Genomic DNA, 24570 nt, shown 5'->3' on the forward strand with positions numbered 1-24570 from the left:
AAGATGCGCAAAAGTAACAAAAACTATCGAGTAAGCGAGTTTTTTCGTACATTTACCGACAAATGTCACACTAAAAACGTGTTAAAAGCAATGAAGTTATTCCTCATAGATGCGTATGCTTTGATCTACCGGTCTTACTACGCTTTCATCAAAAATCCGCGTATAAATTCAAAAGGAATGAATACATCGGCCATCTTCGGATTCATCAACAGCCTTGAAGATGTATTGAAGCGGGAAGCTCCCACCCACATAGCTGTAGCATTCGACCCGTCGGGCCCTACTTTCCGCCATGAGGCATACGAACAATATAAAGCACAACGTGAAGAGACGCCGGAAGTAATCCGCCAGTCTGTTCCTATTATAAAGGAAATCATTCAGGCTTATAATATCCCGATACTGGAAGTTGCCGGCTTCGAAGCCGACGATGTAATCGGCACCATATCCAAACAGGCCGAAAAGGAAGGATTCGATGTTTATATGATGACTCCCGACAAAGACTACGGCCAGTTGGTATCCGAACACATATTTATGTATCGACCAAAGTTCGGAGGCGATTACGAAGTCATGGGGATTCCGGAGGTATTGAACAAATACGGATTGACCTCGGTCGAGCAGGTTATCGACCTGCTTGGACTTATGGGTGACAGTTCAGACAATATTCCGGGTTGTCCTGGTGTGGGAGAAAAAACCGCTCAGAAATTATTGGATGAATTCGGTTCCATTGAAAATCTTTTAGAAAATACGGACAAGTTAAAAGGCGCGGTCCAAAAGAGGGTAAGCGAAAATGTAGAACAAATCCGTTTCTCTAAATTCCTGGCAACAATCCGCACGGACGTACCGATCCAGTTTGATGCGGCATCATGTATCCGCGAAAAGGTAAATGAAGAGCAACTGGTAAAGATTTACACAGAATTAGAATTTAGAACATTTATTAACAAACTAACTGAAGTAGCGGAAAAATCCAAACAGATTGCATCTCCGGTTGCTACCCCAAAGGGTCCGACTCAAGGCTTTCTCTTTGAAGAATTTGCGCCCGAGAATACGGAAGCTCCCAAATATTCGACTCTCGCGGACTTAAAATCGACGCCACACACCTATCATCTTGTTGATACAGAGGAAAAAAGGGAGGATTTAGCCCGATTTTTAAGTAGTCAGGATTTTTTTGCTTTTGACACGGAAACAGACGCCATCGACCCATTAAGCGCCGGATTGGTCGGAATGTCATTTGCTGTAAAAGAAAATGAGGCATGGTATGTACCAGTGCCAGCAAAACGGGAAGAAGCAGACAAAGTAATCGCCCCCTTCACTCCTGCCCTGCAAAATCCGAAAATTCAAAAAATCGGACAAAATATAAAATTCGACATATTGGTACTCCGCAAATATAACATAAAGGTTGCCGGTCCATTATTCGATACCATGATTGCCCACTACCTGATGAATCCTGAATTACGTCATGGGATGGATTACCTGGCAGAAACCTATCTTAAATATAAAACGGTACATATAGAAGAATTAATCGGGCCGAGAGGGAAAAAGCAACTCACCATGCGCGACGTTCCCGTCCAGCAGATAACGGAATATGCTGCTGAAGATGCCGACGTGACATTGAAACTGAAAAACTATTTCGCTCCTTTATTAAAAGAGGAAGATATAGAATCCCTTTTCTACGATATCGAAATGCCGTTAATCTATGTGCTGGCAGAAATGGAGCTGACCGGAGTCACTCTCGATACAGAAGCGCTCAAACAATCGTCAGAGCAATTAACAGCCGAATTGAAAAAACTGGAAAAAGAAATTTACGAACTTGCCGGCGTTAAGTTCAATATAAATTCGGCCCGCCAGGTCGGTGAAATCCTGTTCGAACGGTTGAAAATAGAAGAAAAAGCAAAAAAGACTAAAACAGGTAGCTACAGTACCAGCGAAGATATATTGGAAAAGATGCGCTCGAAACATCCTGTGGTCGGGAAACTATTGGAATACCGCGGGCTGAAAAAGCTGCTCAGTACTTATATCGATGCTTTGCCGGAACTGATTAGCCCGAGAACAGGCAAGATACATACATCATTCAATCAGACGGTAACCGCTACCGGACGCCTCAGCTCGACCAATCCGAACTTACAGAACATTCCAATCCGGGATGAACTGGGACGAGAAATCCGAAAAGCATTTACAGCCGATAATAGCGCCTGCATATTCTTCTCCGCCGACTATTCGCAGATAGAACTTCGTATCATGGCACATCTGAGCAACGACCAGCATATGATAGAAGCCTTCCGGAGCGGAGCGGATATCCATGCCACTACTGCGGCCAAAATATACGGCATACCAGTAGAAGAAGTAACCTCGGATATGCGACGTAAAGCAAAAACCGCCAACTTCGGTATTATATATGGTATCTCTATATTCGGGCTTGCAGAACGGTTAAATATTCCCCGTGCAGAATCCAAAGAACTTATTGAAGGATACTTCAGAACTTATCCGGATGTGCGTGCCTACATGGACGAAAGCATTCATATTGCAAAAGAAAAAGGATATGTGGAAACAATCTACAAACGTAAACGTTTCCTTCCGGATATCAACTCGCACAATGCCGTTGTACGCGGATATGCCGAACGAAATGCAATCAACGCCCCTATCCAGGGAAGTGCCGCCGATATTATTAAGGTAGCCATGGTACGTATCTTCAACCGCTTCGAATCGGAGGGACTAAGAAGCAAAATGATTCTGCAAGTACATGACGAACTCAACTTCAATGTTTGGAAAGACGAATTTGATAAAGTAAAACAAATCGTACTGGAAGAAATGGAAGGCGCCATCAAGTTGCAAGTACCTCTTATTGCCGACTGCGGAGAAGGTGTAAACTGGCTGGAAGCACATTAAACCAAAGACATAATAAGTATGAGATACGCAGCTTTTCCCCTTCTCCTGCTTGCTATCTTCTCCTGTGGAAGAACAAACGAAACAACGACAAAAACGATAATTGTCGATGTTGAAAAAGATTTTCCACAAAAAGAAATCTATCTACAGGATATAGCAGACATAGAATATATACCTATAGCAACATCGGACTCTGCTCTTGTTAACTCCACTCCATCCACTGTTTCTAATGAAGGGATTGTGACGAGAGGAGGAAAAGTTGGCGAAATTCTCATCTTTGATGCAAAAGGACAGCATTTACAAGGTCGTATTTGTAGAAGAGGACAAGGACCGGAAGAATATAATGCGATTATATTCAAGATCATAGACTGGAAACGAAAAGAAGTATTCATAGCGGATTATACCAGTTTAAAAGTATACGATTTCTCTGGAAATTATCTTCGTACGCTACTTAAAGAAAATATTATGGATATGGACATCCATAACCTGGATGACAACCATCTTTTATGCAGTAAAGACAGACAAGGGGCAAAAGAACCTTACCGTCCTTATTTTACCTTATCTAAAAATGAAGGAAAGGCAGATACACTATCTATAGAAGTCCCTTTTTTTATAGCCAGTAACCGGAAAATACTTTGGGATGACGGGCATACGAGTGACGCTTACGGCCTTTTACCTTTATTATACAGTTGTAAGGATAAAATATGGTTGACAAGTTTTGCTTTGGACACGGTCTTTCAACTCCATCCCAATTTAAAAAAAGAACCGGTAATGATACCGCTTCATGCTCCTACAAAAGATAAAGAAGCCCCGCTTTTACATTTTTTAGGGATGAATGATCTATATGCCTGGATCAGCAGAATCCCCCGAAATGTAAAGGTCAGGATGAGCGATATGAGTGCAGGTATACAAGAAAACAGTAAAGTATATATGTACGACAAAAGCTACCGGGAATGGTTTGAGCCCGTTTACCATAATCGTGCTATCACCAACCGGGATATGGACCCGAAATACATCAACTTATCACCCGTATCTTACGGTTACGGCTTGATTACATTAAATGCAATGGATTTAGTAGAAGCCTATCAGAATGATGAAATAATGGATGACAAGCTCAAAAAGATAGCATCTACCCTAAAAGAAGAAGATAATCCGGTACTAATGCTCCTCAAGTTTAAAAAACGAGATAAAAAATAATTGCCGGAAAGGTATAAACTGGCTGGAAGCACATTAAGAAATTCAAAGCAGAGTTCTTATAATTCATATCTTTATACTATCTTTGTTTTATTCTTTTGCAAAGCGTTGCATACATATAACTGAAAACAGAAGCGTTATCATATTGTCCTTAAGCAAGAAAATCGCCAATTTTTTATCACGCAAGGACAGTAGACAACAAATGCCTCACGTTTTTTGTATATATATATAGTATATATAACATTAAGCGTGGGCTGTTGTCTATCTGCGGGATAGGTGTTTGGCGATACCTCTTGCTTGGGTAGATGACAGTTCCCACGCTTTTATTATATTCTCCATCCACGGGAACAGATGGGCAACAGAGTGGTTATGTATTTCATATTCCCAGAGAATCTTCCTGCATCGGTATTGAAAGCAGCATTCGAGTTTATTTCCGAGGATGCTCCTTCCCTGCGCATTACCACGCCGGATATCGACCTGTCTGACCAAGGTATCTCAATCAGCATACCGGATGAGATAAGTCATATCCGTTCCATCCGTTTTACTACTTCTTTAAATCATTTTATATATTATTATCCGGGGAAAGGATATGAAATAACCAAAGGTATCCATCTCCCTCTTCTGGAAGCACCTTCGGTGGGAGACATTTATGCCGGAGGCATTGTAATTCAATCCGGAACAGAATCTCCTAACATGAATGCGGAACCGGATATTATAAAATACAAAGGCTCGGTTATGTCGCTTCATGAACAAACGTTCAATTATTATGACGGATTAATTCATTGCGAAACGATATCGGATGATATTTTGGGCGTCTGGCATCTACCTGATATGCTAAACCTAACAACTTTATATAACAAACATCAGGATTTGAACCTCTGCCTTGCCAAACAACAAGGGACTATGATATACGATGAAGATTACTGGTGTAAAGACAATGCAATGATAGATTTGGGAGTAACCTTCAATATGGCAACAGGAACTCAGGATATATGTCCCAAAAAAGAAAAACGACAAGTACGTGCCATATTGGATTATTAATACGAACATCCTCCCTTACCTCCGCCAGGACAAGGGCCAATGATTTTTTATTTTTCTGAATGTAGACAGGAGGGCATCAAAAGTAAGGCCTACACTTTTGATTTGCCCTCCGACTCTATAAATATCGGTAAAAAGGTTAAACTTCATCATAATAATTCTACTTTTACAATATTATTCATGATCTTATCCATTCAAAGAAGATGAAAAACATATACTACCTCATTTCAAATAAATAATATGCGGGCAATAGTTTATGGAGGAGGTCTTGACATGCCCAGAATTGCCCGGAAATATAATCTACTGGTATACCAGAACGACTCCATCCGTCTGAATCCCCAACGATATTTCCAAATCATCAAGCGCATGGCGGATATGGCTTATAAATATGGAGATTACCGGGAAAGCATAAAATATGCAACAGAAGGGATTGCAGAAGAGTCAGGAATCACAAACATACGCACCATCCAACGGCTATTTCAGTTAAAAACAGGCATGACTCCAACAGAATATCGTAACGCCATACATCCCTAAACAAGCAGGTTCTGGACGAAATAACACCTCGCAAAGGACTATTTGACATACGTATTGTTTAACTCCTTGAAGTTTTTCGGGAATTAAATAATACTTTTGCACACAAAATAATCACTCTATTTTATAACAGTATGAAAAAGAAGAAAAATTTACATTTAATGTGTCTTGCCATAGCAATGGCCTGTTCATTTATTTTAATAAGTTGTGGAAAAGATGATCCTGTTTCAGAAGGTCCGACTCCCCCTACTGAACCGACTACTCCGACAGAACCAACAGCCACCTATAAAGGAAGAACGTATTCATTCCAGTTTCTCAAAGCAAGTGGTGATTCTGTTAACTTCAGGAAATATTTTGTAGATGCTGTTGAGAAGATTTATCCAGACTTACGTCAAGTAGATGAGTTTACCTATACTATAGGAGCTAAATATCTTGAAACAGATGGAAACTCAAGCAAAGTTTTCGATAATCAAATCGCAGAAATTAGGGAACTTATAATAGCATTTGGTCCTAAAAATACAAATGAGATAGATGTTCCCATATATAAGTAAAATAGCTACTTACAGAACAACTTTTGATTCTGTTTCTGAAGACTGGGATTGGAGCTCATTAAACAAATCTGATTATTTAAAAGGTGGTAGCTCAGATGGTTGGTTAAAAACCCCTAATATGACAAACACCAATTGGACAAGTAATGAGCAGCAGACTGTCAAATCAATTCTATTCGGAGAAGAACGCATAAAAGGTGAGACTTCCAGTGGTGTTTCCGAGCCCTATCAGGCTTCAGCATTAGTAAAGATCAATGAAAACGACTTTACTTCTATTCGTGAAGGAGATGAAATCAAAGTTTCAGCTAAAGATTCCGAAGATATTAAATATATCTTCAAACTGTCTGAATTCGGAAAAAAGCTTAGCCTGATCCAAGAAGACGGACAGGAAGTCAATCCGGCTATAGAATACACCCGTGAGGAAGCACAAGCCCCACAGAATTAAAAGCAAATAATAAACTCTACTTATACCCTACTTACATACCATGCAAGAGCAGTAAGCCCTTTCCGGCTTTACTGCTCTTGTTGTTTAAATGGAGAGCAATCCCCTCCTATTCCATTTTTTGGGCTTACTATCCAAGAATACAGCCAAATTAGTTATCTTTGCAAGCTGAAATAGGTATAAAACAAATCATAACAACAATTTATAATGGCTTTACAATGTGGCATCGTAGGTCTTCCTAATGTCGGAAAATCTACTCTTTTCAATTGCTTATCCAATGCAAAAGCACAATCGGCAAACTTCCCGTTCTGTACAATCGAACCGAACGTAGGTGTAATTACCGTACCGGATGAACGCCTGAACAAATTAGCGGAAATAGAACATCCCCAACGTGTAATTCCCACCACAGTAGAAATTGTGGACATCGCCGGTCTGGTAAAAGGCGCCAGCAAAGGGGAAGGTTTAGGAAATAAATTCCTTGCCAACATCCGCGAAACAGATGCAATCCTCCATGTACTGCGTTGTTTCGATGATGATAATATCGTTCATGTAGACGGCAGCGTAGACCCGGTTCGCGACAAAGAAATCATCGATGCCGAATTACAGATTAAAGACTTGGAAACCATCGACAGCCGTATTGCCAAAGTACAGAAACAAGCCCAGACCGGAGGCGATAAACAAGCAAAAATAGCTTACGAAGTTCTTTGCAAATATAAAGAAGCCATCGAACAGGGGAAGAGCGCCCGTACCGTCACATTCGACACGAAAGACGAAGAAAGGATAGCACACGACCTGTTCCTGTTAACAAATAAACCAGTTATGTACGTCTGCAACGTAGACGAAGCCAGTGCGGTAAACGGCAATAAATACGTAGATGCCGTACGTGAAGCTGTAAAAGACGAAAATGCCGAAATCTTGGTGGTTGCCGCTAAGATTGAAAGTGAAATTGCCGAATTCGAAACATACGAAGAACGCCAGATGTTCCTGGAGGAAATCGGCCTGGAAGAATCCGGCGTAAACCGCTTGATCAAATCGGCTTATAAACTGTTGAACCTACAAACCTTCCTGACAGCCGGTCCCGATGAAGTTCGTGCCTGGACCTTCCTCAGAGGTTGGAAAGCTCCGCAATGTGCCGGCGTTATCCATACAGACTTTGAAAAAGGCTTTATCCGTGCCGAAGTCATCAAATACAACGACTATATCTCTTACGGTTCGGAAGCAGCCGTTAAGGAAGCCGGCAAAATGAGTGTGGAAGGAAAAGAATACGTAGTACAAGACGGCGACATCATGCATTTCCGCTTCAACGTATAAAATATTTCTATAAAGATAATGTAAGGGCAGAATTGAATTCTGTCCTTTTTTATTTCCTACAATTACGGATATTTACTAATAAGATGCCGCTTCTGAATTTGACTGTTCCATTTTACAAAATAACAATTACCATAGCCGGCAACATCAATTCCTTTTATACTCGGAAGGAATGATTCCCGTATATTTCTGGAAAGCACGACGGAAAGTGCTGATAGAATGGAATCCGGATCGCTCCGCTATCTCCTGTAGGCTGGTTTGCGGTTCGGCATCCATCAGCCGTTTGCACTCTTCCACACGGAACTGGTTGACATAATCAGAGAAAGACTGTCCCAAATCCCTGTTAAAAAGCTGGGAAAGATAGGAACGGCTCATAGGAAATACCCGTTGCAGGTCGGTCAGGCGTAAATCATCCCGTAAATAAGGCTTTTCTTTTTCAAACCAAATCCGTACCTCTTCGGCATAACGTTGGGAAAGCAGATGCCGCTGCTCTTCATCATCATCATTATTTTCATCTTCATCATCCTGATGATACGGCATATTCCAACCTTTATGGAAGGACCTGTCTGAAACGACTATTTTAAGGAATAACGCTTTATAGAAGAAGTAATACCAGACAAGTAACAATAAGACTTTATTAACCACATACAATAAAGGAATATCCGTAAACAATAATGCCAGATATAAAACATACATGGAAACCATAATAATCATCACTTTTTTAAGCCAGTCCAAGTCGTATTCATCCGGATCGGAAACAATTTCTTCCAGATACCTCCTGTATTCAGCATTATACTTAATCACCAAAAAGACAGGCAAAGACATATAGCCAAGCATCAAAAGAAATATTACCATACGCAAAAAGACATCCAAGTCAAACGATTCAAAAACAGATTTGACCGAATAAAATGTATGAATTTCACCTCCGGACAACCGATATCCCAAATACATGAATCCAACTGTTAATATAGGCGAGACAAGCAACAAAAAACGTTTGACAGTAAGATAACCCGGTCTCAGCACCTCTATCACATAAGAAGCCAGCATCGAAGTAACCACACATCCCATAATAAGCACATCCGGATGGAAGGCTTCTTTATCGTCCGCCAAAAGCCAGTTTACCGACACTCTCATGAGTGCGAGAAAGGCCCACAGGTACATTCCCCATCCTAATATTCGTTTTGCACGGCGCTTATTTGCCCGCAACAGCAAGGTGGTTCCTCCAAAAATGCATAACGCTATAATCTGGAAACTTAATATTAATTGTATTTTATCCAACATAGATATATTCCCTATTGCTAATTAAACAATTTGGAGCGCAATATAGTTGATTTGCACCATTATTATACAATTTGAAGCATCCAGATAATTTGAACGATTCTTTTTGTACGATTTCACCGCGCTTTTTATACCGAATGCCGCCTCGGAAACGTCCAAACGCCCGACATTTGCAAATGTAAATAGTAATAAAAAGTGACATAATATATGAATAAGTTAGTGCCTTTAATCTTATTAATAATGAGTATTACCAGTTGTTCGGACCTGAATGATGAGCGGGTTATGCAGAGTTTCCATCTAAACAAAGAACCTCTTCAAATCGTAACTAAAACCCTCACTTCTCAATCGCCCAATCTTATCCAGGAATTTTCTGCCGGCTCGGTCATCGGTCTATATGTCGTCTCTGAAAGCACCGGCGACATATACAACGGTGATACTCATTATAAAAATATACGGGCGGAAGCCTGGCAAGAGAACAAAAAACTGAACTGGGAACAGGAAAGGCCTGTATTCCTCGACAGCGAACCTGCCATTGTTTACGCCTACTCCCCTTATCAGAACACGGCGAGCTTTGACCCGGAGAACATCCCTGTAAAAGTATCCTCGGATGCCTCACATAGCATAGATTATATGTATGGTTCGCAAACCAAGGGACAAAAGGCGATCAACAAAATATCCCCGGTAGCACTATTGGACATGAACCATGCCTTGTCTCTATTAAGTTTCCAGATACATTTAGCCCCGGAAACAAAAGGCTGTTATCTCCTCAGTTCCATACAGGTAGGCAATAAAGCAGGCGGAACAGCCCTGTTCTACAGAGGTAGCCTGAACATTAAAACAGGAAAAATAAAAAGAAATGCGGGAAACAACGCTTCCACCCGCTTAGAACTCAGCGAGTTGAAAATGTTGACTCCTGCCCTATCCGACCCTCTGCAAATAAAGGTAATCCCTACCCTTCAGGAAATTTCCAAAGGAGACGTCGAAGTGCTTTTCAGAATAAACAACGAGACTTTCACTTTCAAGATTCCATCACATACCCTATGGAAGAAAGGAGAGAAATACCAGTACTCCCTATCCTTCAACGGTAAGAAATTAAAACTGGAAAACACCAGTATCTCGGAGTGGGCTCCCGTGAAAAAGAAAATCTAAAGGGTATATTCCCTGTCATATAAGGATTCATCCTCTAACTAAATATAATCATGCCGTCTCATCTTTCCGGGTTTTGACTCTTCCCCGGAAAGAGAGACGGTTTACTTGTTTGGTCCGTGACAATCACCTTACCCGGTTCCTAAGTTGTAATAAAAAAGAATTTTAACCTGCTTATTTATATCTTTTTATCTATATTTTCCGCCATGTCTTAAGACGGCAGCCGCTTTACCGACAAAATAGACTACGACAAGCTGTTCTACTACGACGAAATGCAAAACCCGACCCTTTTATGGCGGCACAATATCCGCTGGTGACAGGAGGCAACCAGGGAGTCATCCTCGAAATCCGCCGCGAACGCCGGATAGAGCTTGTTATGGAGAACCTGCGTTATTACGATGTTATGCGCTGGAAAGCCGGCAAACAGTTCGAACGTCCGTTCAAAGGCATCTATTTCCCGGACCCCGGTTTCTATGATTTCGACGGAGACGGGAAACCGGATGTATGCGTATACGAAAAAGGGAAAAAGCCTACAGACCTGAAGCAAAACCCTGGTTGGGAAGACTAAAAAACAAAGGGCGCACATCCATATAACGTGCGCCCCCTGTAAGTAAGGACATTTATGTATACAAAGCATACGCTTATGCTTGCGTATTCTTAACTGTATTTGTTGTATTACCCTGTTCTTCCCAATGGAACGGTTCGAACTGTGTAGTAGGATCCACCCAGGATTTTTTCTTGGAAGCATAGATAATAAACGGTGCGGCAACAACAACGATAGCACCGATAATCAGTACGGCAAACCATACCGTATTGTTACCCGTAGAAATCTGTGCAGGCGGGATAAAGCTTAACGTGAATGCCAGTAAAGCACCACAGAAACCAAGACCACCGATAAACCACATCAACCCGTTGCCATGTTTTCCGATACGGAACGGACGTCCGGCTTTCTTCATTCTGTAACGCAATACGATTGCTCCGGAGAACATCAGCATATACATAATCAGATAGAGAATAACCGTCAACTGCGACAGAATCTGGTAGAAGCTCTGTACGGAAGGCATTACCACGAACAACAAGCTCAGGAAAGTAACGGCACAACCCTGTATAAGCAAGATATTTTTCTGTACACCCAGTTTATTTGTTTTCTGGAAGAAAGGAGGAAGATAACCGGCTCTACCTACGGCAAAGATACCTTTTGACGGACCGGCAACCCACGTCAGCACACCTGCCAACACACCGAATGCCAACGCGATTGCGATAATCGGAGACAGCCAGGAAGCATGGATAAATTTGAAGTAATTGTCAAATCCGACCAGCAAACTCTGTGTCAGGTTAATGTCCTTTTCCGGAATAATAACACCCAGGGAGAATGTACCCAATACGAAAATAATAACTGTTATCAAAGCGCCGATAAATACGGCTTTCGGATAGTTAACCGAAGGATTGTTCACGTCTTTTACGTGGATACCGCCCATTTCCATACCTGCATAGAACAGGAAAATACTGGAAGCAAGCACCAGGTTATCGAACTTCGTGAAGTCGGGGAAGAAGTTACTGTGGAAGTCCATATTGGAATGTCCACCCATCGCCAGATATACAATACCTAAAATAATCAGCAAGGCAGCCGGAATAATCGTACCCACCAAACCACCAATTTTTGCCACTTTACCAACCCAGCTCAAACCTTTCAACGAGATGAAAGTAGCCAGCCAGTAAATAATCAACACGATTGCCAGAGTATAGAACTTGTTTGAAGCGAGAACCATATCTTCCGGATGGTCCATACCGATAAAAGCGATAGACACCGCACCGAATGTTAATACCGTAGGATACCAGATTGTACTTTCAATCCATTGTAGCCAGATTGCCAGGAACCCCCATTTCTTACCGTATGCTTCGCCTACCCAGCGGAACACACCACCTTGTTTGTCCTGGAACATTGCAGCCAGTTCCGCCGCAACCAGTGAGGTCGGGATCAGGAATACGATTGCTGCAAACAAATAGTAAAAGGCTGAACTCAGTCCGTAGACAGCCTCTGCCGGCAGTCCCCTCAGGGATACTACTGCCGTGACGTTCATAATTGCAAGAGTAAAAACTCCAAGTTTTACTGCTTTTCCAACATTTGCCATGCGTTTTACGTTTAAATTTAAATTTGGTTCGTTTAGTTTTGCTTTGATATGTCAGTATAACAACTACTTATTGTCTTAGTTTGTCAACAGGGTGTCAAACAAGGTTAATTAACAAAGTAGTGTTAAAAACAAAAACCCGCTTTCCCTTGTTTCTTCCCGTAAAACGCATTTTATCTAAATTCTTAAACATAAAATAATGAAAACAGCATTCTCCGACTTTTATTATAAGAGGAAAGGGATTTACGGTGTGTTACACGTGATGATCCTGTTGCTTTCCATCTTCCTGATTGTCGATATATCCATCGATACATTCAAGAATATCCCGTTTATCACCCAGACTACCTATCTGAAGACCCAGTTCTGGATATGCATGTTCTTTATTGCCGTTTTCGTATTAGAGTTTTTCTTATCAAAACATAAAATATATTTCCTGCAGACACATTTCATCTTCCTGCTGGTATCCATTCCTTATCTTAACATTATAAATCATTATCACTTCAACTTCTCGCCGGAGGTATATTATTTCCTTCGTTTCATCCCGCTTATACGGAGCGGATACGCCCTTGCCATCGTGGTCGGGTGGCTCACTACGAATAAGGCATCCGGGCTGTTCGTTTCGTACCTTACGATGCTGTTGGCGACGGTCTATTTTTCCAGCCTCATATTCTTTGTGCTCGAACATAAGGTAAACCCCGAAGTTTCCAATTATACGGACGCCCTCTGGTGGGCATTTATGGATGTAACGACCGTTGGTTCGAATGTGTATGCCGTAACCCCTACCGGACGGATACTGTCCGTACTCCTGGCGGCGTTGGGAATGATGATGTTCCCTATCTTTACGGTCTACGTCACCAGCCTTGTCGAAACAGCCAACAAGAAAAAGGTAGCCTTCTTCAACCAGAAGAATACGCCGGCTACACATCCGGAAGACGGTACAAATCCCCCTCAAGATAATCCATAGGGGGATTCGGCAGATAAATCCAAAAATATCTTAATCGTAATACTTTCTTTGATTATTTAAACAGATTATACATTCAACTGCTTCATTATTTGATACTTTTGCCAGTAACTCATTTTTATAACCTTTAATTATCTAAAATACCAATGGAAACTTTGAATCAATGGATTACGATGGCCAATGATATCATTTGGACATACGTGTTAATTATTATCCTCTTAGGATGTGCAGTCTGGTTTACAATCAAAACAAAATTCGTACAATTCCGGATGGTCGGAGAAATGGTTCGCCTGCTTGGCGACTCGGCGGGTAAGAAAAAGGGGGAGAAACACATCTCATCCTTCCAGGCCTTTGCCGTATCACTGGCAAGCCGTATCGGGACCGGAAACCTGGCAGGTGTGGCTACGGCAATCGCTATCGGCGGTCCGGGAGCCATTTTCTGGATGTGGGTAATCGCCCTGCTCGGCGCTTCAAGTGCTTTTGTCGAATCCACCTTGGCACAGTTGTATAAGAAGAAAGGCCATGAAGCCTTCTACGGGGGCCCCGCTTATTATATGAAGAAGGGCTTACGTTCCAGAAAGATGGGAGTCCTGTTTGCCATCCTGATTACATTTACCTACGGGTTTGCATTTAATTCCGTACAAAGCAATACGATTTGTGCAGCTTTAAACAACTCATTCGGACAAGATCACCAACTTATGGGGATTATTCTGGCTGCTTTAGTGGTGCTCGTCATCTTCGGGGGTATCCAGCGTATTGCCAAGGTAACCAGTGTAGTGGTTCCGATTATGGCAACTATTTATATCGTGCTGGCTTTCGGTATCGTACTATTCAATATAACCGAACTACCTGCCGTTATCAAGCTGATTGTAGGCAGCGCTTTCGGCCTGGAGCAGGCTTTTGCCGGTTCGGTAGGTGCCGCATTGGCATTAGGTATCAGACGCGGGCTGTTCAGCAACGAGGCAGGTATGGGTTCGGCACCGAATGCAGCGGCAACCGCCACGGTATCCCATCCCGTGAAACAAGGCTTAATCCAGTCGTTGGGCGTATTTACAGATACCCTCGTTATCTGTAGTTGTACGGCTTTCATGATTCTGTTCAGCGGCGCCCCGATAGACGGCTCTATCAGTGGAATCGAGCTGACCCAAACTGCACTGACAAACGAAATAGGCAGCTTCGGCGGGGGCTTTGTCGCCATAGCCATCCTGCTCTTTGCCTTCGCCTGCATGCTGGGTAATTCATATTACGGTGAAACAAATATAAAATATATCACAAGCAACAAATATGTTTTATACATTTACCGCTTCATGGTAGGTTATATGGTTTTCTTCGGCGCCATAGCCAGCCTCGAACTGGTATGGAACCTGGCGGATATATCCATGGCACTGATGACCGCCTGCAACCTGACTGCCATTACACTGCTCAGCCGGCAGGCATTCCTGCTGCTGAAAGACTACCGGCAACAGAAAAAAGCAGGTATCAAAAGCCCGGTATACACGAAAGACCGCATACCTGAACTAAAAGAGTATGCCGAATGTTGGTAAATAAGAGATAACGACAAATACACAAGCTATTTATGAAAAGGAAAACTTACACAGATGCGTTGACGCGACTGACCAAAGGAACGGATGCCAGCCTCTACAGGCTGGTTCCGGAACGGGTAGAAGTGGTAAATGACGAAGAAAGTATCCGCGAAATCCTATCCGAGTGCAGAGCGGCACACAAACCGCTGACATTTAAGGGCGGAGGGACTTCCCTATCCGGACAGACCATCACCGACTCCGTTCTGGTAGAGATAGGACCCGATTTCGGCAAATCGTCCATTTCCCCCGACGGCAAATTGGCCACATTCCCCTGTAGCATCACAGGAGAACACGCCAACCTCCTGCTGAAACGTTACGGCAGAAAAATAGGCCCGAGCCCCGCCTCCATCAAATCGGCACGCATCGGTGGCATAGTTTCCAACAACGCAAGCGGTTCCAGCTACGGCATCACGTATAATTCCTATCATACCATCCGGAGCATGCGCATCATACTGGCCGACGGATTCTTGCTGAACACCGCCTCTCCCGAAAGCAGAAAAATCTTTACCGAGACCCATTGGACACTGGTGGAAGGTATCAAAGCGCTCCGGAAAAAAGTACTGGACAATCCGGCCATCGCCACCCGCATCCGTCATAAATACGAATTAAAGAACACCTGCGGATACGGTGTGAACTCGCTTATCGATTTCGAAGACCCGGTAGATATAATCATGCATCTGATGATTGGTTCGGAAGGTACCCTCGGGTTTATTTCCGAAGTCACCTTCGAAACCGTACCGGATTTGAAGTACAAGGCTACCGCCATGATTTACTACCCGTCCGTACGGGAAGCCAGCCGGGCCATCCTACCCCTCCGCAAATGCAGTGTTTCCGCTGCCGAGCTAATGGACCGGAACGCCCTTCGCGCCGTAGAAAACGAACCGGGTATGCCGGAAGTCCTGAAAACACTGCCGGACGAAGCCGTAGCTCTCCTGATAGACACCTCGGCCGACGATAAGGAACTCCTCCGGAAACAATGCGATGAAATAGAAACGCACCTTTCAGCCATCCCGACCCTCTATCCGGTATCGTTCACCACAGACCCCAAACTGTATGCCACCTACTGGCGGGTACGCAGCGGGCTGTTCACCTCTGCCGCCGCCGGACGTCCGAAAGGCACGGTTTCCATTATCGAGGACATCGCTTTCCGAGGCGAGATATTAGGGGAGGCACTGACCGATATACGGGACGTGCTGGTACGCTATCAGTATCCGGATGCCGTTATGTGGGGACACCTGCTCGATGGGAATGTCCATTTCACGGTCTTCCCGGATATCAACCATCCGGAAGGGGTCGACAACTATGCCGCATTCATGGAAGAACTGGTAGACACCGTACTGCGCCACGACGGAAGCCTGAAAGCGGAACACGGAACCGGGCGCAACATGGCCCCCTTTGTCTGTCAGGAATGGGGAGAGGAGATTTATGGGCTGATGAAAGACATCAAACAACTGTTCGACCCGTGGCATATCCTGAACCCGGGGGTTATCATCAACAACAACCCGCTAATCTTTATCCGCAACCTGAAAGAAATCCCGATAGCCAACGAGCTTATCGACAAATGTATCGAATGCGGTTTCTGTGAAATACAATGCCCCTCGCGCAACCTCACCCTCACACCCCGCCAGCGTATCGTGGCTTATCGGGCACTCTCCATTATGGCGGCATGGAAAGAAACGGATACGGAGCGTTACGCCGAGATAAAGGAAGGTTTCCAATACAGCGCCAACGAAACCTGTGCAACAGACGGCCTGTGTGGCACCACATGCCCCGTAGGCATCAATACAGGCTTGCTGATAAAAGAACTCCGCTGGCACGAGAACAGTGAACGTGCCGACAAGATAGCGTCTTATATCGTCCGTAACTTCTCCAAAACAACCCACACGGTCCGCCGATTGCTCGGTCTGCCCCACGGCATAGCCAAACTGACGGGATACCCGTTTATGGAGTTTGTCACCCGGAGCCTGTTCAAACTGAGCGGGCACAAATTCCCATTATGGACACGCTACACGCCTTCGGGCAACAGGCAGAAGGAATACCGCTCCGACCGCCCGGAAGCCGGTCAGCCAACCGTGGTTTACTTCCCCTCCTGCATCACCCGTACCATGGGACCTTCGGCAGACTATCGGGAAAAAGCAAGCGTAACGGAAAAGACGATCGAACTGCTCCACCGTGCCGGATATGCCATCCTGTATCCGGACGACCTCTCGCGCCTCTGTTGCGGCATGGCATTCAGCAGCAAAGGTTTCCGCAGTCAGGCGGCAGAGAAGGAAAAGGAACTGGAAGCGGCGCTGCTTGCCGTTTCCGACAACGGGCGAATCCCCGTACTTTGCGACATGAGCCCTTGCCTGCTCCATATGCGCGAGACTTTAAACAAATCCCTGCACCTGTACGAGCCGGTAGAGTTTATCCACGACTTCCTGCTCGACAAGCTGGTATTTACCAAACTGCCGCTTACGGTAGCCGTGCACAGCACATGCAGCACGACCAAGATGGGTATCTCCGAAAAACTCTCTGAAGTGGCATCCCGCTGTGCCGAAAAGGTAGTAACGCCTATGGAAGTGACCTGTTGCGGATGGGCGGGCGACCGGGGTTTCTTCTACCCCGAACTCAACGCCTCGGCGCTTCGCAGGCTCCCTTCCGGGCTCGAAGGCGCCACCGAAGGCTACAGCAACAGCCGTACCTGCGAAATAGGGCTTACCATGAACAGCGGCATCTCGTATAAATCGATTGTATATCTGGTAGATAAAGCTACCCGGCGCGAATAGGGCGATTATTCGTAAATCAAGGTAAACAGGCGTTCCGGTGCAAATACCTCGTTGGCAACCTCGAGGATTTCGCCGGCCGTCAGTTTCTCCACTTTCTTGAATACCTCCGGGAGTGTATCGTAGCGGTTGTAGTGCAGGAAGCTTTTTCCCAATCCGAGGAACAGCCCCTCGTTGTTGTCGCCCGATACGCCCAGTTGACCGATTACCTGCTTTTTAGCCACCGCCAGTTGGCTGGTGGACAGTTTCACGTCGCGAAACCGTGCCAGTTCCTTATGAACCAGCCGTGCCGCCTTTTCGCGGTTCTTCGGGTCGGTCCCGAAGTAGATGCTTGCCAGCCCGGTGTCGGTATAAGAAGTCACATTGGATTCCACGTTGTATACCAGCCCGTTTTTCTCGCGTAGCGACACATTCAGACGATTGTTCATACCCGGTCCGCCCAGGATATTGTTCAGCAGGAAGAGCGGCAGGCGCTTTTCGTCGTGCATGCTGTAGGCCCTCCCCCCTATCAGCACGTGTGCCTGATGGGTATCTTTATGCTCTTTATGGACTTTGGAGGGAATCACCGGCGGGGCAACCCGGTTGCGGGCGGCAAGCGGCAAGGTGATGTCGCCGAGATACTTCTCCGCCATCTTCACCACTTTTTTGAAGCCGATGCGTCCCATCGAGAAGAACACCATGTTTTCGGGTACGTAGAAACGGTTCATAAACGACAGTCCGGTAGCGGAAGTAAAGCTCAGCAGGGATTTTTCGTCGCCCAGGATATTATGTCCCAGTGCATGCCCGTCGAACAGCAGGTTTTCGAACTCGTCGAATATCAGTTCGGAAGGGCTGTCGTCGTACGAATTGATTTCATCCAGTATCACATCCACCTCTTTTTCTATCTCCTGTTCGGGAAAGCGGGAATGGAACATCAGGTCTGCCATCAGTTCGAAGGCACGGTTGTAGTGTTCCTCCATAAAGATGGAATAGACGAAGGTTTCTTCCTTGGTCGTGTAGGCGTTCAGCTCCCCTCCTACATTTTCCATGCGGTTCAGGATATGCCACGACTTCCGTTTTTCGGTTCCTTTGAATAGCATATGCTCCACGAAATGCGCCAGCCCGAACTCGTGGGCTTCCTCATCCCGTGTACCGGCATTTACGGCAAAACCACAATAAGAAACGGGAGAATCGGAAGGCAGGTGCACCAGGCGCAAACCATTCGGCAAGGTATATGAGCAATAATCCATTATCAGCTTTAATTAATTGAGGCACAAAAGTACAACAATATTCGTTCCGTACGGGTTAATTCCCTCAAGATTTAGTTTTGGCTCTGGGCAGAAAATCAGTCTCCCGCTTGAGACACTGTCAACCGGGCGGTTGAGGCATCGTCAAGCGGGAGGTTGACACGGCTCCCGCAATGAGGGACTTTAGAATTCCTCCGGTTTCTCCACGATGCGGCGTGCAATATCGGCGTTGCGGACTGTCCCGGTAGATTTGGGCTTGGCAATAAAATCGCCTTCTTTCTCGGTCAGCGGATTGTCGTACAAGTCCGCGTATAAAAGTAAATCTGCCATAATGTATGGTGTTTATTTGTGCCTGCTGCCGTTTTATGAGGCAGCAGGCGGTTGTTTGTTATATTTGAATAAATTCGAATGTGGTTAGTAACTTACTGACCTTACTATTCTTGAATACATCTAATTGGAAACGCGTATGCCCTTGGTTCTGGCGCCTTGTTGAGCGTTGATGCACTGAAGTACACGCGATTGGCGCGTATATTACCGGAAGGCACCGATGACGACCAGTAATCGTTACCGTTAGTTTTACCTCGAGCGGAGGATGATCCATTAACATTACTACGGTAACCAGCGCTTGGCAGAACTAAATTAATACCATTATTTCCGGGGATTGTGAGGATACAATTATCCGAAGAACCATTGTTAGTACCCTTACCTATTAGTTTATTCCACTCTCCAGAAGTATCATCTGTACAGGTTGGAATACGCCATCCTTTCGGGCAAGGATTATTGGTATTGGTACTGCCTTTTGTAAATGTCCAGAGGTCATTCTGCTGGCCGGATTTCAACCAGTCGTAGCCATTACTGCTATTCTGTTTTATAAACTTGCCTGCATAAGGAGGCTGCATACTCTCTTCAAGCGTTGAAGGCCAGTCGGAACCGGTATAGATATCAGAAGCATCATTACCATATGTAAAAGGCACATTACGTCCCCACTGATACATATAACCGTTACCAGCTACGCCATCCGTAGTAACAGTTTGTGATATTTGTTTGGCACCGCAATTGACAGGCGCCCAATACAACCCCTCAACTTCCACTGCCGAGTAATAAAGGGCTGAACCGTCCACTATCGGATAACCGACATAAGAAGCGCCACGCCAGATGGTATAGGATTTAAATTCATTGTTGTTCTGTTTGAAACTAATTACTGCTTTATGGAGCTGGTAGGCGGCATCTGTACCTGTTGATTTATTGACAACGATGTTGTATGTGTATTTACGGCGGTTGCCAGCAATCTCTGTTTTTGCAAGTTTGCTATTGTCTAACCAGGTATTACCGCCATTGGTTGAATTACAATAATCCAGATCATAAAGAATTTCTGATGTTAGAGGAGCAAACATACCATAAAAAGATACGGTCATAGTTGTCTGTAAAGTGTTATTTACGCGGTAGCCTTTTATTGCATCATAGGCTACATAACCTTTGATATCTTCTGCAAGTGAGGCTTCTTCTCTGAAATTTACCGTAACACTCGTTTTCATATTAGTTGCACTCTTGTTTACGATAGTTAGCGTCTGGTCTGTAGGAAGGCTCTCCGGAAAACCCTCTTTGGAAGGAACCAGTTTTACTTTATAAGAGAAGTTTTCCTCATCCGTGTCGGCGGTTTCATAGGTCAGCCATGCCGGGCCGTCGAGGGTGGAGCCGCCTGCACATTGTCCTTCTATAATAAGTTCCGGAACCTCGTTGTCGGCAGCAGCATTAAGTACGACAGATGTGGGAGAAGAAAGGACAGGTTTTCCTAAAGGCGTTGAAACGGCTACTACTGTTTCGCTTCCGCTTACCTTGTCTACAAAACGGATAACGGCTTTGGGATATTCATCCCCATTATAATCAGGATTTATAGATATGGTATATTGGTAACCGGAAACGGAAGCTTTTGTAACAGGGGCAGCCTCGCTTACTTCCAGCCAGTCGCATTGCTGGGCGGCAACACTGCCGGAATAGGTTTTCCGTACTTCCGGCTCGTGGGTGGTAGCGATTTCTGTGGTGAAGTTATCGCCGTCATTCAGGGTATTCATAGTTACGGTGCGGGTATCAACATTATAACTTATCTTATCTTTCAATGCATCAGCAATGGTAATGGTGGCTTCGCCTCCGTCTGTGCCGGCATTCGGGTCGTAGTCGTCCAGACTGCCGCCTTCGTCCCATTCGGCTACATCCAGCGTAAAGTCCAGATGGTATTCGTCCGCTTTTGTGATACCGATGGTGTACCGGTGGTTATTGTTTATTTCCAGTGCAACCTCCCCTCCATCAGCCGTTTGCTGGATAAACGGTATCTGATAAGAGACATCTTTTACCTCTGTTTTATTTACCTGATAGCTACCGCTTAGAATCAGGTAACCTTTATCTTCCAACGGGCTGGGGTAACTGTAGAATGCAGATACCTGCAAGCCTTCATTGGCTTTCTCCCCTTCAAATGCGCATGCCGGGTAAGTAATTAACTCCCCCTCAGCTGCCGGAGCAGCGCCATATACCTTAACCGGGAAGAAGGTGGTCCCTCTCCGTCCGTTCCCCATCGATATAGACTCCAGATGGAATTTGGAATCCTTCTCTATATTGCTTACATCGAAACGGGCCATTGTGCGGGTCAGCTTAAAACCGACCTGTACACGGGCAGAAGAACTAAAGTCTGTCAGGTCGATAGGGGTTGTTTGTGCACCTGTCATCGGAAGAGGCAAGCCTAATGCCTCAGAGGTTGCGGTTAATAATGGGGAATGGAACTTGCAAAAGTCTTTTTCCGAAGGGGTTCCGTCTGTCAGGACACCTGTTTCCATATCATAAGTAAGCGGGGTGAAATAGGTATCGGCTACCGGAGTGCCGTCTGTAGGATTCATCAGTTCCGTTTGGTTGGCTATACAGTAGAGACGGACAAACAGGCCTTTTTGCAGTTCCAGCAAGGCGGTAGTCGTGGCATTGTCAACACTCGGTGTAAGGTCTAATTCTTTTGCCCCGGTAGGTAGTGCCGAACCGTCCTGACGGTAGGAGAACCGTTCGCGGAAAGTATAAGCATCGCCTTCGGCTTTCGCTCCGAATACATAGACATCGAGCGTTGCGATTTCGTTTTCCGCTTCGGTGGCAATGGGAGCATCGGCTTTCGTTTCCGCCTTCGTCTCTGCTTTAGTTGTTTTCACTGTGAGCTTGTTCTTAAAGGAAATAAGCACCTCACGTTTGTTTGCACTGTCCGCTTCATCCGTAGATGTCCGGTTTGTCTTGTCCGATTCCGATGTACAGGAGGCAAGCAGCACGGCAGCAAGCAGATATACGCTTGCCGCGAGTGCCTGTACCGGTCTGATAGAGGGACATAGACCTTGTAGTTTTGTGTTCATATTCATATATAATTAATTGTTTGTTATTACCCTATTCATGTATGCAGATTGACGCAGATTTCATTTTCTGACGCAGATGACGCAGATAAACGCGGATTTTTACTTAACTCTTATCCGTCCCAATCCGCCTAATCCGGGTCATCCGCGCACCTGGTTCTTCGATTTGTCTGATTCATTCCTGACAACTGTTTATATTGTATGTTTTGAAAGAGATATAGAAGAGTACTATGTAGACTCTGTTAAACTTGACAAATATATAAACATATTATTACATATTAACCACATAATCCTTTGATTTTAAACGCTTAATGTGTATAGAAAAACGACCAAAAGCCGAGAATATATGATTCTTAACAGCTTTCACGGCACGAGTTTTTTTAATTTACCCCGGTTTTTAACGTAGTCTACATAGTACTCTTTTTATCGAAAACACAAATAGCCCGGATATACATTCATTTTGTCGTATACCCGGGCCATATCATAAGTACGGTAAAGCTGTTGCAGATAATTTTACAAAAACAAAAAAGGGCAAACTATCCTGAATATCCCATCCAGATAGTTTGCCACTATATAATCCCCCCTATCAAAATTCTTTAGAAACCGTTGTTCTGAACGAGATTTTTACTCTTTGATATCTCATCAATTGGAATAGGCATTACATGGTTAACCGAGGGATTAAAACTACGGGATTCCCACACTTCTATTTCTTCAACTTTCTCAATTTCTACTTCGCCCTTATCATTCACCTTCAATGTGGTTTTATAGCCATGCAACGGCTTGGCATAAACGGCTTTGGCATCGCCCCAACGTACAAGGTCCAGATGGCGTCCGGTAAACTCCCCGGCAAGTTCGCAGCGACGTTCATGTTTTAAATCTTCTTTGGTTGCATTCTGTTTCGGACTCAGCCCGGCACGCTGGCGGACCCGGTTCAGAGGCTCATCGCCATTCTTTCCCTGCCAGATAAGCGCTTCCGCCTTCCACAAAAGGACTTCGGAGAAACGGACCAACGGGATGCTGAGGCGGGTGGTCATATTGTCGCCGCTCGGGTTGACGGTCTTCCCGATCGCATCGGCAGGCTCAAAAGGTTCCATATATTTCTTGAACTGCATGCCGGAAGCACTTTCCGTGGAATAATACAAACGGTTCTTTCCAAGGAAGGTGAAATAATCGCCCGGCTTCAGGATAGTGGCGGCACGGCGGGTATCGCCGTCTTCAAACTCTTTCAGCAGTTCGAGCGTAGGCATAAAGTAGCCCCAACCGTTATAGAGCCCCCAGCCTTTGTTTTCGAGCATGACGCCCGGCAGCTTGGAACCGTCTTCCTGTGTACTGGTCCACGACCATACATATTCCGGACTGAAGTTATTGGCTATCTTAAACACATCGGCAAAATTGGCCAGAAGGTCGTGATGGGGAATTACCTTGTCGCAATAGTCCACCACTTTCTGGTAATAAGAAGCATCGTATTGTGCGTTGTGCAGGCTGGCTTTGGCAGCATAAGCCCATGCAGCCGTTTTGTGCGGACGCCCGTACTCGGCTTCTCCCCAATCCTTAAAGTAAGGCAGCAGTTCGGCTGCTTTCTCAAAATCAGAGATGCAGAACTTATAGTTATCGCATACCGACTGGGCGCGGGGCTGGTCAATTTCTTCCCAGGGAATCTTTTCGGTAACAATCGGTATCCCCCCGTTCTTTCCGTTGTCGCCATAGTATGGCGACAGCCAGAGGTATGCCCAACCTCTGAGGAAATAGGCCTGTCCCAAGGTTTCGTTCTTCACCTTCTCGGAAATAGTCATTCCCGGAACGTATTTGATAATGTCGTTGCAGCGTTTGATAAGTTGGTACATAATCGGCCAGTTCTCTTTCGCATCGCAGGTATTGTCGAGTATGAAGTTCTTAATATTGGCGCCTCCCGATTGCGGACGCCCGGTTACCATATCGTCGCTGCAATTCTCGTACCACATAAAGCCTCTTCCGGTCATGCTTTCGCCTGCTGTCCAGAAATAAAGCCCGTTGGCGGCAGAGATGGCATCGGCTTCCACCTTCCAGAAGTTTTCCTGCGTGGGTTCCCCGTGCTGGGTATGGCTCAAAAAATTATCGCAGCCCGAAAGGGTTAGTGTAAGAGCTGCCATCGTTATTCCTTTAAACACTCTATTTTTCATGTCTGATG

The 24570-nt window shown here is 44.9% G+C and carries 17 protein-coding genes and 1 pseudogene; 12 read left to right on the plus strand and 6 right to left on the minus strand.

The annotated features are described in order from the left end of the window. Positions 1 to 90 precede the first annotated feature (90 nt). From polA to ychF, 7 genes are all read left to right on the plus strand, one after another. On the plus strand, positions 91 to 2880 hold the full coding sequence (gene polA / locus ACGE0T_RS19325) for a DNA polymerase I (protein ID WP_459188202.1): 2790 nt from the start codon (positions 91 to 93) through the stop codon (positions 2878 to 2880). Between the two features lie 18 nt (positions 2881 to 2898). Beyond that, positions 2899 to 4074 (plus strand): 6-bladed beta-propeller, encoded by a 1176-nt coding sequence (locus ACGE0T_RS19330; RefSeq protein ID WP_459188203.1) that lies wholly within the window; start codon positions 2899 to 2901, stop codon positions 4072 to 4074. A gap of 366 nt (positions 4075 to 4440) precedes the next feature. Then, a complete protein-coding gene (locus ACGE0T_RS19335) occupies positions 4441 to 5112 on the plus strand; it encodes a hypothetical protein (protein ID WP_459188204.1) in 672 nt (223 codons plus the stop codon). Positions 5113 to 5349: 237 nt separating this feature from the next. Continuing rightward, positions 5350 to 5643 carry a hypothetical protein gene (locus ACGE0T_RS19340; protein WP_459188205.1) on the plus strand — a complete coding sequence of 98 codons (294 nt, stop codon included), beginning with the start codon at positions 5350 to 5352 and terminating at the stop codon, positions 5641 to 5643. Between the two features lie 131 nt (positions 5644 to 5774). Continuing rightward, complete coding sequence (locus ACGE0T_RS19345) at positions 5775 to 6191, plus strand: hypothetical protein (RefSeq protein WP_459188206.1); 417 nt, start codon at positions 5775 to 5777, stop codon at positions 6189 to 6191. Positions 6192 to 6309: 118 nt separating this feature from the next. Then, positions 6310 to 6633: a hypothetical protein gene (locus ACGE0T_RS19350; protein ID WP_459188207.1), complete on the plus strand. Its 324-nt coding sequence runs from the start codon at positions 6310 to 6312 to the stop codon at positions 6631 to 6633. A gap of 204 nt (positions 6634 to 6837) precedes the next feature. Beyond that, complete coding sequence (ychF, locus tag ACGE0T_RS19355) at positions 6838 to 7941, plus strand: redox-regulated ATPase YchF (RefSeq protein ID WP_459188208.1); 1104 nt, start codon at positions 6838 to 6840, stop codon at positions 7939 to 7941. A 144-nt stretch (positions 7942 to 8085) separates the two neighbouring features. Here the strand turns inward: ychF and ACGE0T_RS19360 are convergent, their stop codons facing one another. After that, a complete protein-coding gene (locus tag ACGE0T_RS19360) occupies positions 8086 to 9219 on the minus strand; it encodes an AraC family transcriptional regulator (RefSeq protein ID WP_459188209.1) in 1134 nt (377 codons plus the stop codon). Positions 9220 to 9423: 204 nt separating this feature from the next. On the opposite strand from ACGE0T_RS19360, the gene ACGE0T_RS19365 reads away from it, so the two are divergent. Together ACGE0T_RS19365 and ACGE0T_RS19370 are read left to right on the plus strand one after the other, a co-directional pair. After that, a complete protein-coding gene (locus tag ACGE0T_RS19365; RefSeq protein ID WP_459188210.1) occupies positions 9424 to 10365 on the plus strand; it encodes a fimbrillin family protein in 942 nt (313 codons plus the stop codon). A 268-nt stretch (positions 10366 to 10633) separates the two neighbouring features. Next, positions 10634 to 10894: pseudogene (locus ACGE0T_RS19370) on the plus strand (RagB/SusD family nutrient uptake outer membrane protein); the annotation flags it as partial. Positions 10895 to 11003: 109 nt separating this feature from the next. Here the strand turns inward: ACGE0T_RS19370 and gadC are convergent. Continuing rightward, on the minus strand, positions 11004 to 12494 hold the full coding sequence (gene gadC / locus ACGE0T_RS19375) for a putative glutamine/gamma-aminobutyrate antiporter GadC (protein WP_459188211.1): 1491 nt from the start codon (positions 12492 to 12494) through the stop codon (positions 11004 to 11006). 196 nt (positions 12495 to 12690) lie between these two features. Between gadC and ACGE0T_RS19380 the strand changes: the two genes are divergently transcribed. From ACGE0T_RS19380 to ACGE0T_RS19390, 3 genes are all read left to right on the plus strand, one after another. Continuing rightward, complete coding sequence (locus ACGE0T_RS19380; RefSeq protein WP_459188212.1) at positions 12691 to 13455, plus strand: potassium channel family protein; 765 nt, start codon at positions 12691 to 12693, stop codon at positions 13453 to 13455. A gap of 143 nt (positions 13456 to 13598) precedes the next feature. After that, a complete protein-coding gene (locus ACGE0T_RS19385; RefSeq protein ID WP_459188213.1) occupies positions 13599 to 14996 on the plus strand; it encodes an alanine/glycine:cation symporter family protein in 1398 nt (465 codons plus the stop codon). Positions 14997 to 15028: 32 nt separating this feature from the next. Beyond that, positions 15029 to 17803, plus strand: coding sequence for an FAD-binding and (Fe-S)-binding domain-containing protein (locus ACGE0T_RS19390; RefSeq protein ID WP_459188214.1), 2775 nt, complete (start codon positions 15029 to 15031; stop codon positions 17801 to 17803). Between the two features lie 5 nt (positions 17804 to 17808). Here ACGE0T_RS19390 and ACGE0T_RS19395 read toward each other — a convergent pair whose 3' ends face one another. From ACGE0T_RS19395 to ACGE0T_RS19410, 4 genes are all read right to left on the minus strand, one after another. Continuing rightward, entirely contained in the window at positions 17809 to 19029 is a 1221-nt protein-coding gene (locus ACGE0T_RS19395; RefSeq protein ID WP_459188215.1) for a M16 family metallopeptidase, read from the minus strand. 180 nt (positions 19030 to 19209) lie between these two features. Next, a complete protein-coding gene (locus ACGE0T_RS19400; RefSeq protein ID WP_459188216.1) occupies positions 19210 to 19356 on the minus strand; it encodes a hypothetical protein in 147 nt (48 codons plus the stop codon). Positions 19357 to 19460: 104 nt separating this feature from the next. Then, entirely contained in the window at positions 19461 to 22406 is a 2946-nt protein-coding gene (locus tag ACGE0T_RS19405; protein WP_459188217.1) for a fimbrial protein, read from the minus strand. Between the two features lie 593 nt (positions 22407 to 22999). Continuing rightward, positions 23000 to 24562 (minus strand): RagB/SusD family nutrient uptake outer membrane protein, encoded by a 1563-nt coding sequence (locus tag ACGE0T_RS19410; RefSeq protein ID WP_459188218.1) that lies wholly within the window; start codon positions 24560 to 24562, stop codon positions 23000 to 23002. Between the last annotated feature and the right edge of the window lie 8 nt (positions 24563 to 24570).

The sequence above is a fragment of the Parabacteroides sp. APC149_11_2_Y6 genome (assembly GCF_054506995.1).